This is a genomic window from Micromonospora sp. NPDC048905, assembly GCF_040649655.1.
Lineage (GTDB): Bacteria > Actinomycetota > Actinomycetes > Mycobacteriales > Micromonosporaceae > Micromonospora.
This window is the reverse complement of record NZ_JBEZFV010000003.1, coordinates 345,199-358,308: the sequence shown is the minus strand read 5'-3', so window position 1 is coordinate 358,308 and position 13,110 is coordinate 345,199. Positions and strand designations below refer to the sequence as shown.

Below are 13,110 nucleotides of genomic sequence, written 5' to 3'. Positions count from 1 at the left end.
AGCACGTCAGGCGGTGGCGGCGCGGACGTACGCGACGCACTCGTCGTGCAGCGTCGACCACTGCTCGCCGAACGCCTCCTCGGCAGCCACCTCGAGGGTCTTGCGCTCGTGCACCACAGCCTTGAAGAAGGTGAGCAACCGCTGCGGCCCGTACCTGTCGACGAGGTGCCGGACGGCCAGGTAGCCGACGCCGTAGCTGCCGGCGACCTGCTCGGCGGAGGCGTCGTCGGCCGGGTTGACGCCCGCCAACTTGCCGTCCCAGCCGGCCCGGACCAGTTTGCGCACCTCGGCGAGCCCCTCGTACCTGTCGACCGCCTGCCCGCCGGCGCCCGCGAACTCGGCCAGCCCCTCCACCAGCCACCAGGTGGTCTTGCCCGGGTAGCCGCGTTCCGGAAGCGAGGCCGCGTGGGTCAACTCGTGCCGGAGCAAATCGTCGGTGCCGCTGCTGGAGAGCCCGTCGGCGTTGAGCACCACCTCGTGGTGGCCGCCGCCCACGGTGACCGCGTAACCGCCGGTCCACCCTGGCCGGTCGCCGCCGTACCAACGCTTCCACTCGGCGGGGCCGGCGTAGAAGATCCGGTAGCGGTCCGGCGGCGAGCCGGCGACCGCGTACCCGTCGGCGACCTTTGCGGCCGCCTCGGCCTGGGCGAGCAGGCCGGGCAGCTTGCCGCGCAGCGCCGGGGTGGTGGCGACGATGGTCCGCGCGCCGATCGCCACGGCCAGGTCGCTGATCTCCCACGGTCGGGTGCCGGTCTCCACCGACTTGGATTCCTCCATGGCGACCAACCGGGGCTGGTCGCCGGACTCCCGCCAACGGGTGCCGATCAGCACCGGGCTGGGCCGGCAGTTCGGGGCGACGAAGCAGTACTGGAAGCGCACCAGGAGCCGCCACTCCCCCGGCTTGCCGACGATCGGCGCGGGCAGGCCGCTCGGTTCGGCCCGCCAAACGGTCACCTTCAGCTCGCGTAGTGCCGCGAAACGTCGGCGCAGGTCGGCGTGCACGGCGGGTTCGGCGATCGCGAGGAACCCGGCGCGGTCGCCGCCGAGCAGCGCCGTGGACTGCCGGTCGAGCTGGGCGGTCATCCGGTCGGTCAGCTCTCGGGCCGCTGCCGTGGCGGGATCGTCGGCCGTCGAGACACCGGCCCGGCTGATCGTGGACCGGGCGCCACTCTCCCGGATCACGCCCGCGACGAGCAGGGCCGGCAGGCCGCAGCCCAGCAGCAGGACGACCACCACGAGCACCGTCCACAGCGGCCAGAGCCGCCGTGGTGCTGGCTGCTGCACCCCGTCAGTCACCCGCCGAAGGGTACGACCAAACCCTGAACGCGGCGAGGCCGCCCCGGCCGATCGGTCCGGCCCGTCGGCCGGGGCGGAGGAACTACTTCTTGGAGATCAGGGCGCGGCCGAAGAAGACCAGGTTGGCGGGGCGCTCGGCGAGCCGGCGCATCAGGTAGCCGTACCACTCGTCGCCGTACGGGACGTACGTGCGCACGGTGTAGCCCTCGCCGGCCAGTCGGGCCTGCTCCTCGGGGCGGATGCCGTAGAGCATCTGGAACTCGAAGCGCTCCGGTCCCCGGTCGAACCACCGGGCCCGGTCCTCGCCGATGGCGATCATCCGCGGGTCGTGGGTGGCCAGCATCGGGTACCCGTCGCCGGACATCAGGATGTTCATGCAGCGCACGTACGACTTGTCCACCTCACGGGCCGACTGGTACGCCACCGACTCCGGCTCCTTGTACGCGCCCTTGCACAACCGCACCCGCGAACCGGCCGAGGACAGCTCCCGGCAGTCCGACTCGGTCCGGCGCAGGTACGCCTGGAGCACGGCACCCGTCGACGGGAAGTCCTTGCGCAGCCGGCTCAGCACCTCCAACGTCGAGTCGGTGGTGGTGTGGTCCTCCATGTCCAGGGTGACAGTGGTGCCCGCGGCGTCCGCCGCCGCGCAGATCGCCCGCGCGTTGTCGTACGCCAACTGCTCGTCGAACATCTGGCCGAGGGCGGAGAGCTTCACGCTCACCTCGGCGGGCGGGGTGAGCCCGGCGCCACCGAGCATCTTCAGCAACTTCAGGTATTCGTCGCGGGTGGCGATGGCCTGCTCGGGGGTGACGGTGTCCTCACCGAGGTGGTCGAGGGTGACCGCGAGACCGTCGTCGACGAGCCCGCGGGTCGCGCGCAACGCGTCGTCGGTGGTGGCGCCGGCGACGAACCGGCGAACGACGTCCCGGGTGTACGGGGCGGTCGCGACGAGCCGCTCGACCTGGGATGACCGGGAGGCGGCGAGGATGACGGAACGGAGCATGAACCGAGCGTATCGCCCCTGCCAGGAGCCCCGCCGGGGGGCGGGGAGAGCCGCCTCGCGCGGGGGGCGGGGCGGCGGCGGTGGCGCCCATCGGCTACAACGATGCCGTGGACCAACGCCCCCGCCGCCGGCTACGGTCGGCCTCCGTGCAGCTCGGCGCGCTCACCGCTCTCGCGCTCGCCCTCTCCGGCTGCAACATGACCTCTGACGACGACGATGACGACGACTGCGCCCTCGGGCCGGTCGGCGGCGGCGACACTGTCGCGTTGGCGATGCGGGTCCCCGACCCGGCCACCGGCCGCGCCGCCCCGGAGCCGACCACAGCCGCCGTGCCCGACCGGGGCGGGTTCGGCACCCACCTCGCCTCCTGCGGCGGCTGAGGTGCGCCGCGAGAGGGTCACGCCCCGCCCCGACTGGGACACCACGATCCGGGCGCAGGGACTGGTCTACGTCGACACCGAGCTGCCCGATGGCGACATGATGTCGTACTGGGACGAAACCGGCGCGTACGCCTTCGACCTCGACGAGGTGCTTCGGCTGGAGGAGGCCACCGAGGAGCTGCACCGGATGTCGGTGGCCGCCGCCGAGCACGTGGTGGCCACCCGCCGGTACGCCGAGTTCGGCATCCCGGAGTGGGCGACCGAAGCCGTGGCCCGGTCACTGCGGGAGGCCCCACCCACCCTCTACGGGCGCTTCGACCTGGCGTACGACGGCACCTGGCCGCCGAAGATGCTGGAGTACAACGCGGACACCCCCACCGCGCTCGTCGAGGCCAGCATCATCCAGTGGTACTGGCTGGAGCAGACCCGACCGGAGCTGGACCAGTGGAACAGCCTGCACGAGCGGCTGGTCGGCGCCTGGGCCAAGATCGGGGCCGGGCTGCACGAGCGCCGGGTGCACGTGCTGTGGTCGAACGAGGAGGAGTCCGGCGAGGATCACATGACCGCCGGCTACCTCGCCGAGACCGCCCGTCAGGCCGGACTGGACGTCGAGTTGCAGCCCATCCAGAAGATCGGCTGGGACGGCCGGCGCTTCGTCGACGCCGACGACCGCCCGGTGACCACCTGCTTCAAGCTCTACCCGTGGGAGTGGATGCTGGCGGAGCCGTACGGGCCGGCGGCGCTGGCCCCGGGCACCCCGACCACCTGGATCGAGCCGGCGTGGAAGCTGCTGCTGTCGAACAAGGCGCTGCTCGCCGTCCTGTGGGAGCTGTACCCCGACCACGACTACCTGCTCCCGGCGTATCTCGACTCGCCACGCGGCATGACGGAGTACGTCGCCAAGCCGCTGCTCGGCCGGGAGGGCGGCTCGGTCCGCATCGTCACGGCCGAGCAGGAGATCACCAACCCGGGGATCTACGGCGACGAGGGCTGGTGCTACCAGGAGTTCCGGGCGTTGCCGCAGTTCGACGGCAACCGGATGGTGCTGGGCAGCTGGATCGTCGACGGTGAGTCGGCCGGCGTGGGTGTGCGGGAGAGCGCCAGTCTGATCACCGATGGCTACGCGCGGTTCCTGCCGCACTACATCGACGCGCCGCGTACCGCATGAGTCGTCTACCGTTGGGGGCGTGAACTTCGACGCGTACGCCCGGACCGGCGTTGACCTGGTCAACGCCCGCCTGGACGACCTCGACGACCTGCGGGCACTCTTCCCCGACGACAATGCCTGGATGCGCGACGAGGTCGCGGACCGGGACGTCGCGATCTTCCGGCGGGCACAGAAACGGTTGCGCGACGTCTTCGAGTACGGCACCTCGGGGCGGGACGGCCAGGCGGTCACCGAGCTGAACGCGCTGCTCGAGGCGTTCCCGGTGCAGCCGCGCATCTCGGGGCACGACTCCAGTGACTGGCACATGCACGTGACCAGCCGGGGTGCCTCCGTCAGTGCCGAATACCTGGCCGGCGCGGTCTGGGGGCTGTCGGTCTGGCTCTGCGAGTACGGCAGTGCCCGGTTCGGGGTCTGCGCCGACGAGCGGTGCGGCAACGTCTACCTGGACACGTCGTCCAACTGCTGCCGGCGGTTCTGCTCGGAGCGCTGCGCCACCCGTTCGCACGTGGCGGCGCACCGGGCCCGCAAGCGGGCGGCGGTCGGTGAGCAGTTGAGGGTCGCCCCGCAGCCGACGAGCGCCGCGGACTCGCTCTCACCGGTCAGCTGACCCCGGCGCCGCCCGTCGCGGGCGGACGTGGTCAGGCGTCGACCGGGGACGACGCGGTCAGGTGCTGACGGGCGAACTCCAGCGCGGCACGCAGGTCCGCCTCGCGTACCGCGCGGCTCTTCGCGCCCCGGGTGGCGACCTCCACCGCCACCGCCCCGGTGAAACCCCGACCGGCCAGCGAGGAGAGCAGCTCACCGCAGGGCTGGGTGCCGCGCCCGGGCACCAGGTGCTCGTCGCGGCCCTCGCCGGTGCCGTCGCCCAGGTGCACGTGCGCCAGCCCGGCGCCCATCCGGTCGGCCATCTCCAGGGGGTCGCTGTGCGACGCCGCGCAGTGCGACAGATCCAGGGTGTACGACGGGTAGCCGGTGTCGGTGGGATCCCAGCCCGGCACGTACGGGACGAACTGCCGGCCCGCCATCCGGACCGGGTACATGTTCTCCACCGCGAACCGCAGCCCGTTGAACCGGTCCGCGACGGTGGCCAACCCCTCGGTGAAGTTGCGCGCGTAGTCACGCTGCCAGGTGAACGGCGGGTGCACCACCACCGTCGGCGCCCCCAGCGTCTCGGCCAGCTCGGCGGCCTTGCGCAGCCGCTCCCACGGGTCCGGGCTCCACACCCGCTGGGTGACCAGCAGGCAGGGCGCGTGCACCGAGAGCACCGGCATGCCGTAGTGCGTGGAGAGGCCGCGCAGCGCGCCCGCGTCCTGGCTGACCACGTCGGTCCAGACCATCACCTCCACCCCGTCGTAGCCGAGTGCCGCGGCCAGTTGGAACGCCGCGGCGGTCGGCTCGGGGAAGACCGAGGAGCTGGACAGGAGCACGGGAACGCGGGAAGTCACATCAGCCAGCGTAGCCCGGCAGCGCTGTCGTCATTGCGACGAGCGCCGGCAAATCGGCCGAAACCGACCCCCGGGTCAGCTCGGTTCGAGTTGATCGAGTCGACGGAGGATGACGCCCTCGCGCAGCGCCCACGGGCAGATGTCGAGCGAGTCCAGATCCAGGCGGCGCATCACCGCCTCGGCGACCACGGCACCCGCCAGCAGCTGGTGCGCACGACCCGCGCTGACCCCCTCCAGCTCCATCAACTGGGCCGGCGGGATGTGCCGGATGAACCCGATGACCTGCCGCAGGCCCGCCCGGGTCAGGCTGCGCCGCGCCCAGAGCCCGGCGCCGGAGGGCGCGGCCCCGGCCAGTCGGGCCAGGGTTCGGAACGTCTTCGAGGTGGCCACCACGCGGTCCCAACCGACCTGGGTGATCTGGTCGACCACCTTGTCCAGCCGGCCGTCCACGTACTCCCGGAGCTTTTCGACGGCCTCCGCCGACGGTGGGACCGCGCTGGCCGGGTCGACCCCCAACCGCTCCCGGGTCAGCCGGCCGGCCCCGAGCGGCAGCGAGACCGCGACGTTTGGGTCCTCGTCGATGCCGGCGGCGATCTCCAGCGAGCCGCCGCCGATGTCCAGCACCAGCAGCCGACCCGCCGACCAGCCGAACCACCGCCGGACGGCCAGGAACGTCGACCGTGCCTCGTCCGCGCCGGAGAGCACCGCGAGTCGTACGCCGGTCTGGTCCCGGACCCGGGTCAGCACCTCGGCCGCGTTGGTGGCGTCGCGCACCGCGGACGTGGCGAAGGCGATCAGGTCGTCGGCCGCCAGGCCGGTGGCCGCCGCCTTGGCCATGCCCACGGCCTTGACCAGGCCGTCGGCACCCGCCTCGGTCAGCGCGCCGTCGGGGCCGATCTGCTCGGCCAGCCGGAGCACCACCTTCTCGGAGTGCGCCGGCCAGGGGTGCGCGCCGTGGTGCGCGTCCACCACCAGGAGGTGCACCGTGTTGGATCCGACGTCGAGAACACCCAGTCGCATGGTGAAGACCCTAGGTGCAACACGTTTGCGCGGCTCGCCGGCCTGCGCCCCACACCGCGCGTACGCTGGGCCGGGTGACGATGGAGCTCCGTGTGCTGGTGGACGACCCAGGCGACCCGCGCAGCCGTGAGGTGGCACTGGACTTCCCGCGGGAGTGGATCGAGTTCACCGATCCGGCTGACGAGACGCACCTGATCCGCGCCGACCTGACCTGGCTGCTCTCCCGCTGGACCTGCATCTTCGGCAAGGGCTGCCACGGCATCATCGCCGGGCGGGCCGCCGACGGCTGCTGCTCGCACGGGGCGTTCTTCACCGACTCGGACGACGAGAAGCGGGTCCGCAACGCCGTCAAGCGGCTCACCCCGGCGACCTGGCAGCACTTCCGGCGCGGTTTCAAGAACTGGACCGACGAGGACACCATCGACGGCAAGAACCCGGCCCGCCGCACCGCCACCCAGGGCGCCGACGGCCCCTGCGTGTTCCTCAACGACGCCGACTTCGCCGGCGGTGGGGGCTGCGCCCTGCACGGTCAGGCGTTGCGCGACGGGGTGCACCCGTTGGAATACAAGCCGGACGTCTGCTGGCAGCTACCAATCCGCCGCGATCAGGACTGGGTCAAGCGGCCGGACAACTCCAAGGTGCTGGTCTCCACCCTGTCCGAGTTCGATCGGCGCGGTTGGGGCGCCGGTGGGCACGACCTCGACTGGTGGTGCACCTCCTCGACGGATGCGCACGTCGGCACCGAGCCGATGTACCTGTCGTACGCCCCGGAGCTGAGCGCACTGATCGGCGCTGCCGCCTACGAGCGGCTGGCCGAGCTGTGCGCGGCGCGGGTCAAGCAGGGCATGGTCGCCCCGCACCCCGCCGACGAAATCTAGCTGATCTTGGTAGCAATCTTGCTACCATTTGCCGCGTGGCCATGACGCTCCGACTCGACGACGACCGCGAACGGCAACTCCGTCACGTCGCGGACGAAGAGGCGCGGTCGATGCACGCCGTGGTCGTCAGCGCGATCGACGACTACCTCGCACGGCGCAACGTCAAGGAGTTCGGCGACCTCGCCGACGAGATCATCGAACGCCACGCCACCCTGCTCGCTCGCCTGGCGGAGTGATGACGGAGGTCCGCTACCCCACGCTCGCCGACGTGGCCAGCATCGCCCGCAAGATCGGTGTGGGGATCAGGGATGCCGGCCTGGTGGAGTCGGCCGTGGCCCGGCCGCGGACGAGCGTATTCGGCGAAGATGCCTACCCGGACCTGTGGACCAAGGCCGCCGCGCTGCTGCATTCACTTGTCAACAACCACCCGTTCGTGGATGGCAACAAGCGGATCGGCTGGATCGCGGCAATCGCCTTCCTGCTGCAGAACCGGGCCATCACGATCGCGCAGCTCGACGAGGTCGACCAGGACGTCGCGTACGACCTGGTGATCAGCGTGACGGAGAGCCGGCTGACCGAGGTGGCCGAGATCGCCGCCGCGCTGCGCAAGCTGGTCTGAGCGCTCGGGTCAGCGCAGGGCGTCGTCGACCAGGGTGCGGGCGCTGCGCCGAGCCGCCTCGGCGATCGCCGGATCGCCGTCCAGCACACCGCTGGCGAGCCCGCCGTCGAGCAACAGGGTGAGCTGCCGGGCGAGCAGTTCCGGTTCGGCAGCGCCGGCCTGCCGGGCCAGCTCGGTCACCCAGGCGCGGACCACCGTCTTGTGCTCGACCGTCCGGGCGTGCACCGGCCCGCCCGCAGGTGACTCGGCGGCGGTGTTGATGAACGCGCAGCCGTGGTAACCGTCCCGGCGACAGGCGCCGACCAGCGCGTCGAACATCCCGACCAATTGGTCGCGCGGCTCGTCGCCGGCGTCCCGGGCCGCCGCCCGCAACGCGCCGAACCACGCCTGGTCGACCCGATCGAGGTACGCCAGCACGAGATCGTCCTTGCGCGGGAAGTGCTTGTAGAGCGTCGCTTTCGCCACGCCGGACTCGGCGATCACCGTGTCCACGCCGACGCCGCGCGGCCCGTGCGCGTAGAACAACCGGAACGCGGTATCCAGGATCCGGTCCCGGGCCGAGCCGGCCGGGGTGCGGGGCGCGGGCATCGACACTCCCTCGATCTGCTGGTGGCGGCACAGATCCTACAGACAGTTCCGTCTGCATATCCCACCGCGTCAACGGCCGGCATCGCCTGGGCGCGTCCTCCCGCCCCGCCCCACCCCGGCGTTTGCACGTGCCGTTGCTGCGCAGGACGCTCTTCGCGGGGCAGCAGTAGACAGACCTGTCTGTTAGCCTGCTGGCACTCGGCATGAGTCCACTTGGCACACCGACGGAGGATCGATCGACATGCGTATCGCAGTTCTCGGAACCGGCTCGGTCGGGCAGGCGATCGCCGCTCGCACGGCGGAGCTGGGCCACCAGGTCGTCATCGGCACCCGCGACGTCGCGGCCCTGCGGGCCGGCGCACAGGCCGCCTGGGTGGCGCAGCACCCCGAGGTCGGCCTGGCCACCCTGGCCGAAGCCGCCAGTGCCGCCGAGCTGGTGGTGAACGCCACCAACGGCAACGGCTCGCTGCCCGCCCTGACCGCGGCCGGCGCACCGAACCTGGCCGGCAAGGTCCTGCTCGACATCGCCAACCCGCTCGACTTCGGCGCGGGCTTCCCGCCCACCCTGTCGGTACACAACACCGACTCCCTCGCCGAACGCATCCAGCGCGAGTTTCCACAGGCCTTGGTGGTCAAGTCGCTCAACACGCTGACCGCCGAGCTGATGGTGCATCCGCGTCAGCTCGCCGACGGCGAGCACAGCGTCTTCGTCTCCGGTGACGACGCGGAGGCCAAGCGGATCGTCACCGGGCTGCTCATCAGCTTCGGGCACACCGACGTGATCGACCTCGGCGACCTCTCCACCGCGCGGGGCACCGAGATGCTGCTGCCGCTCTGGTTGCGGCTCTACGGCCGGCTCGACACCGCCATCTTCAACGTCAAGGTCGTCCGCTGACCGAGCGCGAACAGCCCGAAGGGGGCCTGCGTCGAACGCAGACCCCCTTCGGGTACGCCGATCACGGCTCGAACTTGTAGCCCAGGCCCCGAACGGTGACGATGAAACGCGGCGCGGACGGCTCCGGCTCGATCTTGGAACGCAACCGCTTGACGTGCACGTCCAACGTCTTGGTGTCACCGACGTAGTCGGCACCCCAGACCCGGTCGATGAGCTGGCCGCGGGTGAGCACCCGGCCCGCGTTACGCAGCAGCAGCTCCAGCAACTCGAATTCCTTCAGCGGCAGCTGCACAGCTCCGCCCTCGACGGTCACCACGTGCCGTTCGATGTCCATGCGCACCGGGCCGGCGGCCAGCGTCGGCGCCCCCGCCTCGGCCACCTCCGGGCTCTGCCGGCGCAGGACCGCCCGGATCCGGGCAACCAGTTCCCGCGGCGAGTACGGCTTGGTGACGTAGTCGTCGGCGCCGATCTCCAGCCCGACCACCTTGTCGATCTCGCTGTCCCGAGCGGTGACCATGATGATCGGCACGGCGGACCGCTGCCGCAGTTGCCGGCAGACCTCGGTCCCCGACATCTCGGGCAACATCAGGTCGAGCAGCACGATGTCGGCGCCGGTCCGGTCGAACTCGGTGAGGGCGTCGGTGCCGGTCGCAGCGACCGAAACCTCGAAGCCCTCCTTACGGAGCATGTACGACAAGGCGTCGGAGAACGACTCCTCGTCCTCGACCACCAGAACGCGGCTCAACGGGGATTTCCTTTCATTGCTGTCAGACCTGCCGTAGCCCAGCCGGACCGGACTCGATCCCAACCGGCGGCAGTGTCGCCAGCAGGTCGTCCGGTGGGCTGGCGGGCAGCCGGAGGGTGAACGTCGATCCACCACCAAGAGTGCTCGACACCTCGACCCGTCCGCCATGGTTGCTCGCGATGTGTTTCACGATTGCCAGGCCGAGTCCGGTGCCGCCGGTGGCCCGCGAACGGGCCTGGTCGGCCCGGTAGAACCGCTCGAAGATCCGGTCCACGTCGGTGGGGGCAATGCCGATGCCCTGGTCAGCGACCGCGATCTCGACGTGCTCGTCGTCGCCGCGGAGGGTGACCCGCACCGCCGTGTCCTCACCCGAGTAGTTGATGGCGTTCTCCACCAGATTCGCCACCGCCGTGGCGAGTTGGGAGTCGCTGCCGTACACGGTGAGGCCCCGCTGACCGTCGACTGTCACCTCGACATTGCGGGCGGAAGCCGTGGTGCGGGTCCGGTCGACCACCTCGGCGATCACCCAGTCCAGCGCGACCGGCTCGGGTGGCGGTTGCGGTTCGGCGCCCTGCAACCGGGTCAACTCCAGCAACTCCTGCACCAGCCGACCCAGCCGGGTCGACTCGTGCTGGATCCGCTCGGCGAACCGGCGCGCGGCCACCAGGTCCTCGGAGAGGTCGGGCGCCGCCGCGTCGGCCGGCTCGGTGGCGTCGAGCAACGCCTCGGCGAGCAGTTGGAGCGCCCCGATCGGGGTCTTCAGCTCGTGACTCACATTGGCCACGAAGTCGCGTCGTACGCGGGTCAGCCGGTGCGACTCGGTCACGTCGACCGCTTCCACCGCGATGAAGCCGTTGCCGAGACCCATCGCCCGCAGGTGCACGCCGAGCGGGTTCTCCCCCGCGCTGTCGCGACCCCGGGGCAGGTCGAGTTCGATCTCGCGCCGCACCCCGGTGCGTCGCACCTGGCCGGCAAGGGTACGGATCAGCGGGTGCGCGGCGATCGAGCCGGGGGTGCTGCCGGTACGCAGGAGCCCCATCGCGCGGGCGGCCGGGTTGATCAACACAGGGACGTCGTCGTTGTCCAGTACCACGACACCGGCCCGGAGTGAGTCGATCGTCCGGCGGCCGAGCCCGGCCTGCTGCTCGTCGGCTATCGCGGGCCTCCCCCTGCTTGAGCGGGAGTTGACACTCCCCGTCGACGTGGAGCGTCCGTCCCGCGAGGGCAGGAACCGGGGCAGCAGGAGACCGGCGACCAATCCGGCCACCAATGCCACGGCCACCACGACCGCCACCGTCCACTCCACCCGGCGATCGTAGGGTCATTGTTAACCTGGCTACCACACAGAACGGGACGAACCACCCTCACTTTCAGAAGTGTTCACCCCCGCGTCCGGCGTCGTTCACCGTGGTTCATCCGAGGTCCGCCCGCGCCCCATACCGTTGGCGTCGCACCTGCTCAACCCCCCTGCGCCGGCACCCGCCGGCGGCGACCGACCACAGGACGTGATGATGCGCGACGAGTTTCGGGCCGACCTCCAGATCGTCAGCCAACTGCTGGTGGACATGGCGGAGGGCGTCCGCGCCGCCATGCGCCAGGCCACCCGCGCCCTGCTCACCGCCGACCGGCAGGCCGCCGAGACGGTCATCGAGCGGGACGGCGAGATCGACGACCTCTACCGACACGTCGAGGAGCGGGTCTGTGACCTGTTGGCCCGACAGGCACCGGTCGCCTCCGACCTCCGGGCGATGATCACCGCGCTGCACGTGGCCGCTGATCTGGAGCGGATGGGCGACCTCGCCGAGCACGTGGCCAAGACCGCGCTGCGCCGGCACCCCTCCCCCGCCGTCCCGGCCGAGCTGCGGACGGTCTTCACCGAGATGTCCGAGATCGCCGACCGGATGGCTGTGAAGATCGGCTCGGTGCTGGCGAAGCCCGACGCCGACCTGGCCGGCGAACTGGACCGCGACGACGACGCCATGGACGAGCTGCACAAGAACCTGTTCGCGGTGCTGCTCGGCGACGACTGGCCGTACGGGGTGGAGACCGCGATCGACGCCACCCTGCTGGGCCGCTTCTACGAGCGCTTCGCCGACCACGCGGTCAACGCCGGCGAGCACGTGATCTACCTGATCACCGGGCAGAGCGGACCCTCCGCGAGCTGAACCAACCAGGACGAAGGCCCCCGGAATCCCGGGGGCCTTCGTCGTCGGCTCAGCGGCCCTGGTTCGCGACCGCGGCGGCGGCTTCCTTCGCTGCCGTGGGGTCGAGGTAGGTGCCGCCCAGGGTGAGTGGGCGCAACTGCGGGTCGAGGTCGTAGCGCAGCGGGATGCCGGTCGGGATGTTCAGCTTGGCGATCGCCTCGTCGGAGATCTGGTCGAGGTGCTTGACCAGGGCGCGCAGCGAGTTGCCGTGCGCGGCCACCAGCACCGTCCGGCCGGCCAGGATGTCCGGCACGATCGAGTCGTACCAGTAGGGCAGCATCCGCTCGACGACGTCCTTGAGGCACTCGGTACGCGGCATCAGCTCGGTCGGCAGCAGCGCGTAGCGGGGGTCACCCACCTGCGACCACTCGTCGTTGTCGTCGATCGGCGGCGGCGGCGTGTCGTACGACCGGCGCCAGAGCATGAACTGCTCCTCGCCGTACTCGTCGAGGGTCTGCTTCTTGTTCTTGCCCTGCAGGGCGCCGTAGTGGCGCTCGTTGAGCCGCCACGACCGGCGCACCGCGATCCAGTGCCGGTCGGCGGCGTTGAGCGCCAGCTCGGCGGTGCGGATCGCACGGCGCATCACGCTGGTGTGCACGACGTCCGGCAGCAGGCTGTGCTCGCGCATCAGCTCGCCGCCGCGCCTCGCCTCGCGCTCGCCCTTCTCGGTCAGGTCGACGTCCACCCAGCCGGTGAAGAGGTTCTTGGCATTCCAGTCGCTCTCACCGTGTCGCAGCAGGACCAGCGTCCCGACGGTGGGCCCTTCGCTCGCAGTCATGCGGATCATCCTGCCTCAACCGCCGAGGGGACACGCGGGCAGCCGTCGTGACGACCACCACGTGAATATGCGGATGACCAGCGGCCGCGCC

Annotated in this window: 16 protein-coding genes; 8 read left to right on the top strand and 8 right to left on the bottom strand. The window is 71.0% G+C overall.

Going from position 1 to position 13,110, the window contains the following annotated elements; all coding sequences use genetic code 11:
- Positions 1-6: 6 nt before the first annotated feature.
- Both AB0C01_RS09895 and AB0C01_RS09890 read right to left on the bottom strand, forming a co-directional pair.
- Positions 7-1,296: a hypothetical protein gene (locus tag AB0C01_RS09895; protein ID WP_357253856.1), complete on the bottom strand. Its 1,290-nt coding sequence runs from the start codon at positions 1,294-1,296 to the stop codon at positions 7-9.
- 82 nt (positions 1,297-1,378) lie between these two features.
- Entirely contained in the window at positions 1,379-2,299 is a 921-nt protein-coding gene (locus AB0C01_RS09890; RefSeq protein ID WP_357253855.1) for a proline dehydrogenase family protein, read from the bottom strand.
- A gap of 107 nt (positions 2,300-2,406) precedes the next feature.
- On the opposite strand from AB0C01_RS09890, the gene AB0C01_RS09885 reads away from it, so the two are divergent.
- The 3 genes from AB0C01_RS09885 to AB0C01_RS09875 are packed head-to-tail and all read left to right on the top strand — an operon-like array spanning position 2,407 to position 4,454.
- Positions 2,407-2,679 carry a hypothetical protein gene (locus tag AB0C01_RS09885; protein ID WP_357253853.1) on the top strand — a complete coding sequence of 91 codons (273 nt, stop codon included), beginning with the start codon at positions 2,407-2,409 and terminating at the stop codon, positions 2,677-2,679.
- A 1-nt stretch (position 2,680) separates the two neighbouring features.
- Positions 2,681-3,847, top strand: coding sequence for a glutathionylspermidine synthase family protein (locus tag AB0C01_RS09880; RefSeq protein ID WP_357253851.1), 1,167 nt, complete (start codon positions 2,681-2,683; stop codon positions 3,845-3,847).
- Between the two features lie 19 nt (positions 3,848-3,866).
- Positions 3,867-4,454 (top strand): CGNR zinc finger domain-containing protein, encoded by a 588-nt coding sequence (locus AB0C01_RS09875; protein ID WP_357253850.1) that lies wholly within the window; start codon positions 3,867-3,869, stop codon positions 4,452-4,454.
- A gap of 31 nt (positions 4,455-4,485) precedes the next feature.
- Here the strand turns inward: AB0C01_RS09875 and AB0C01_RS09870 are convergent, their stop codons facing one another.
- Together AB0C01_RS09870 and AB0C01_RS09865 are read right to left on the bottom strand one after the other, a co-directional pair.
- The gene (locus tag AB0C01_RS09870) at positions 4,486-5,292 is read right to left on the bottom strand and encodes a sugar phosphate isomerase/epimerase (RefSeq protein WP_357253847.1); all 807 of its coding nucleotides are present in this window, start codon (positions 5,290-5,292) and stop codon (positions 4,486-4,488) included.
- 75 nt (positions 5,293-5,367) lie between these two features.
- Positions 5,368-6,312 (bottom strand): Ppx/GppA phosphatase family protein, encoded by a 945-nt coding sequence (locus AB0C01_RS09865; RefSeq protein ID WP_357253846.1) that lies wholly within the window; start codon positions 6,310-6,312, stop codon positions 5,368-5,370.
- Positions 6,313-6,392: 80 nt separating this feature from the next.
- Here AB0C01_RS09865 and AB0C01_RS09860 point away from each other — a divergent pair, with 80 nt between their 5' ends.
- The 3 genes from AB0C01_RS09860 to AB0C01_RS09850 are packed head-to-tail and all read left to right on the top strand — an operon-like array spanning position 6,393 to position 7,809.
- A complete protein-coding gene (locus AB0C01_RS09860) occupies positions 6,393-7,190 on the top strand; it encodes a hypothetical protein (protein ID WP_357253977.1) in 798 nt (265 codons plus the stop codon).
- A 35-nt stretch (positions 7,191-7,225) separates the two neighbouring features.
- Positions 7,226-7,426, top strand: a complete 201-nt coding sequence (locus AB0C01_RS09855; RefSeq protein ID WP_357570855.1) for a hypothetical protein — start codon at positions 7,226-7,228, stop codon at positions 7,424-7,426.
- Positions 7,426-7,809 carry a type II toxin-antitoxin system death-on-curing family toxin gene (locus AB0C01_RS09850; protein ID WP_357570956.1) on the top strand — a complete coding sequence of 128 codons (384 nt, stop codon included), beginning with the start codon at positions 7,426-7,428 and terminating at the stop codon, positions 7,807-7,809. The genes AB0C01_RS09855 and AB0C01_RS09850 overlap by 1 nt, the downstream gene beginning before the upstream one ends.
- Positions 7,810-7,818: 9 nt before the next feature.
- On the opposite strand, the gene AB0C01_RS09845 is transcribed toward AB0C01_RS09850, so the two are convergent.
- Positions 7,819-8,397, bottom strand: a complete 579-nt coding sequence (locus AB0C01_RS09845; RefSeq protein ID WP_112674345.1) for a TetR/AcrR family transcriptional regulator — start codon at positions 8,395-8,397, stop codon at positions 7,819-7,821.
- 241 nt (positions 8,398-8,638) lie between these two features.
- Here AB0C01_RS09845 and AB0C01_RS09840 point away from each other — a divergent pair, with 241 nt between their 5' ends.
- A complete protein-coding gene (locus AB0C01_RS09840; protein ID WP_357253840.1) occupies positions 8,639-9,292 on the top strand; it encodes an NAD(P)-binding domain-containing protein in 654 nt (217 codons plus the stop codon).
- Positions 9,293-9,353: 61 nt separating this feature from the next.
- On the opposite strand, the gene AB0C01_RS09835 is transcribed toward AB0C01_RS09840, so the two are convergent.
- Both AB0C01_RS09835 and AB0C01_RS09830 read right to left on the bottom strand, forming a co-directional pair.
- Complete coding sequence (locus tag AB0C01_RS09835) at positions 9,354-10,037, bottom strand: response regulator transcription factor (protein ID WP_039906992.1); 684 nt, start codon at positions 10,035-10,037, stop codon at positions 9,354-9,356.
- Between the two features lie 22 nt (positions 10,038-10,059).
- On the bottom strand, positions 10,060-11,343 hold the full coding sequence (locus tag AB0C01_RS09830; RefSeq protein ID WP_357253838.1) for an ATP-binding protein: 1,284 nt from the start codon (positions 11,341-11,343) through the stop codon (positions 10,060-10,062).
- Between the two features lie 205 nt (positions 11,344-11,548).
- Here AB0C01_RS09830 and phoU point away from each other — a divergent pair, with 205 nt between their 5' ends.
- Positions 11,549-12,202, top strand: a complete 654-nt coding sequence (phoU, locus tag AB0C01_RS09825; RefSeq protein ID WP_357253836.1) for a phosphate signaling complex protein PhoU — start codon at positions 11,549-11,551, stop codon at positions 12,200-12,202.
- Between the two features lie 49 nt (positions 12,203-12,251).
- Here the strand turns inward: phoU and AB0C01_RS09820 are convergent, their stop codons facing one another.
- On the bottom strand, positions 12,252-13,019 hold the full coding sequence (locus AB0C01_RS09820) for a phosphoglyceromutase (protein WP_357253834.1): 768 nt from the start codon (positions 13,017-13,019) through the stop codon (positions 12,252-12,254).
- Positions 13,020-13,110 lie beyond the last annotated feature (91 nt).

Excerpts from the sequence above, each read along its gene's own strand:
- AB0C01_RS09890 (WP_357253855.1), bottom strand. The coding sequence starts at position 2,299 with ATGCTCCGTTCCGTCATCCTCGCCGCCTCCCGGTCATCCCAGGTCGAG.
- AB0C01_RS09865 (WP_357253846.1), bottom strand. The coding sequence starts at position 6,312 with ATGCGACTGGGTGTTCTCGACGTCGGATCCAACACGGTGCACCTCCTG.
- AB0C01_RS09860 (WP_357253977.1), top strand. The coding sequence starts at position 6,393 with ATGGAGCTCCGTGTGCTGGTGGACGACCCAGGCGACCCGCGCAGCCGT.
- AB0C01_RS09850 (WP_357570956.1), top strand. The coding sequence starts at position 7,426 with ATGACGGAGGTCCGCTACCCCACGCTCGCCGACGTGGCCAGCATCGCC.
- AB0C01_RS09845 (WP_112674345.1), bottom strand. The coding sequence starts at position 8,397 with ATGCCCGCGCCCCGCACCCCGGCCGGCTCGGCCCGGGACCGGATCCTG.
- AB0C01_RS09840 (WP_357253840.1), top strand. The coding sequence starts at position 8,639 with ATGCGTATCGCAGTTCTCGGAACCGGCTCGGTCGGGCAGGCGATCGCC.
- phoU (WP_357253836.1), top strand. The coding sequence starts at position 11,549 with ATGCGCGACGAGTTTCGGGCCGACCTCCAGATCGTCAGCCAACTGCTG.
- AB0C01_RS09820 (WP_357253834.1), bottom strand. The coding sequence starts at position 13,019 with ATGACTGCGAGCGAAGGGCCCACCGTCGGGACGCTGGTCCTGCTGCGA.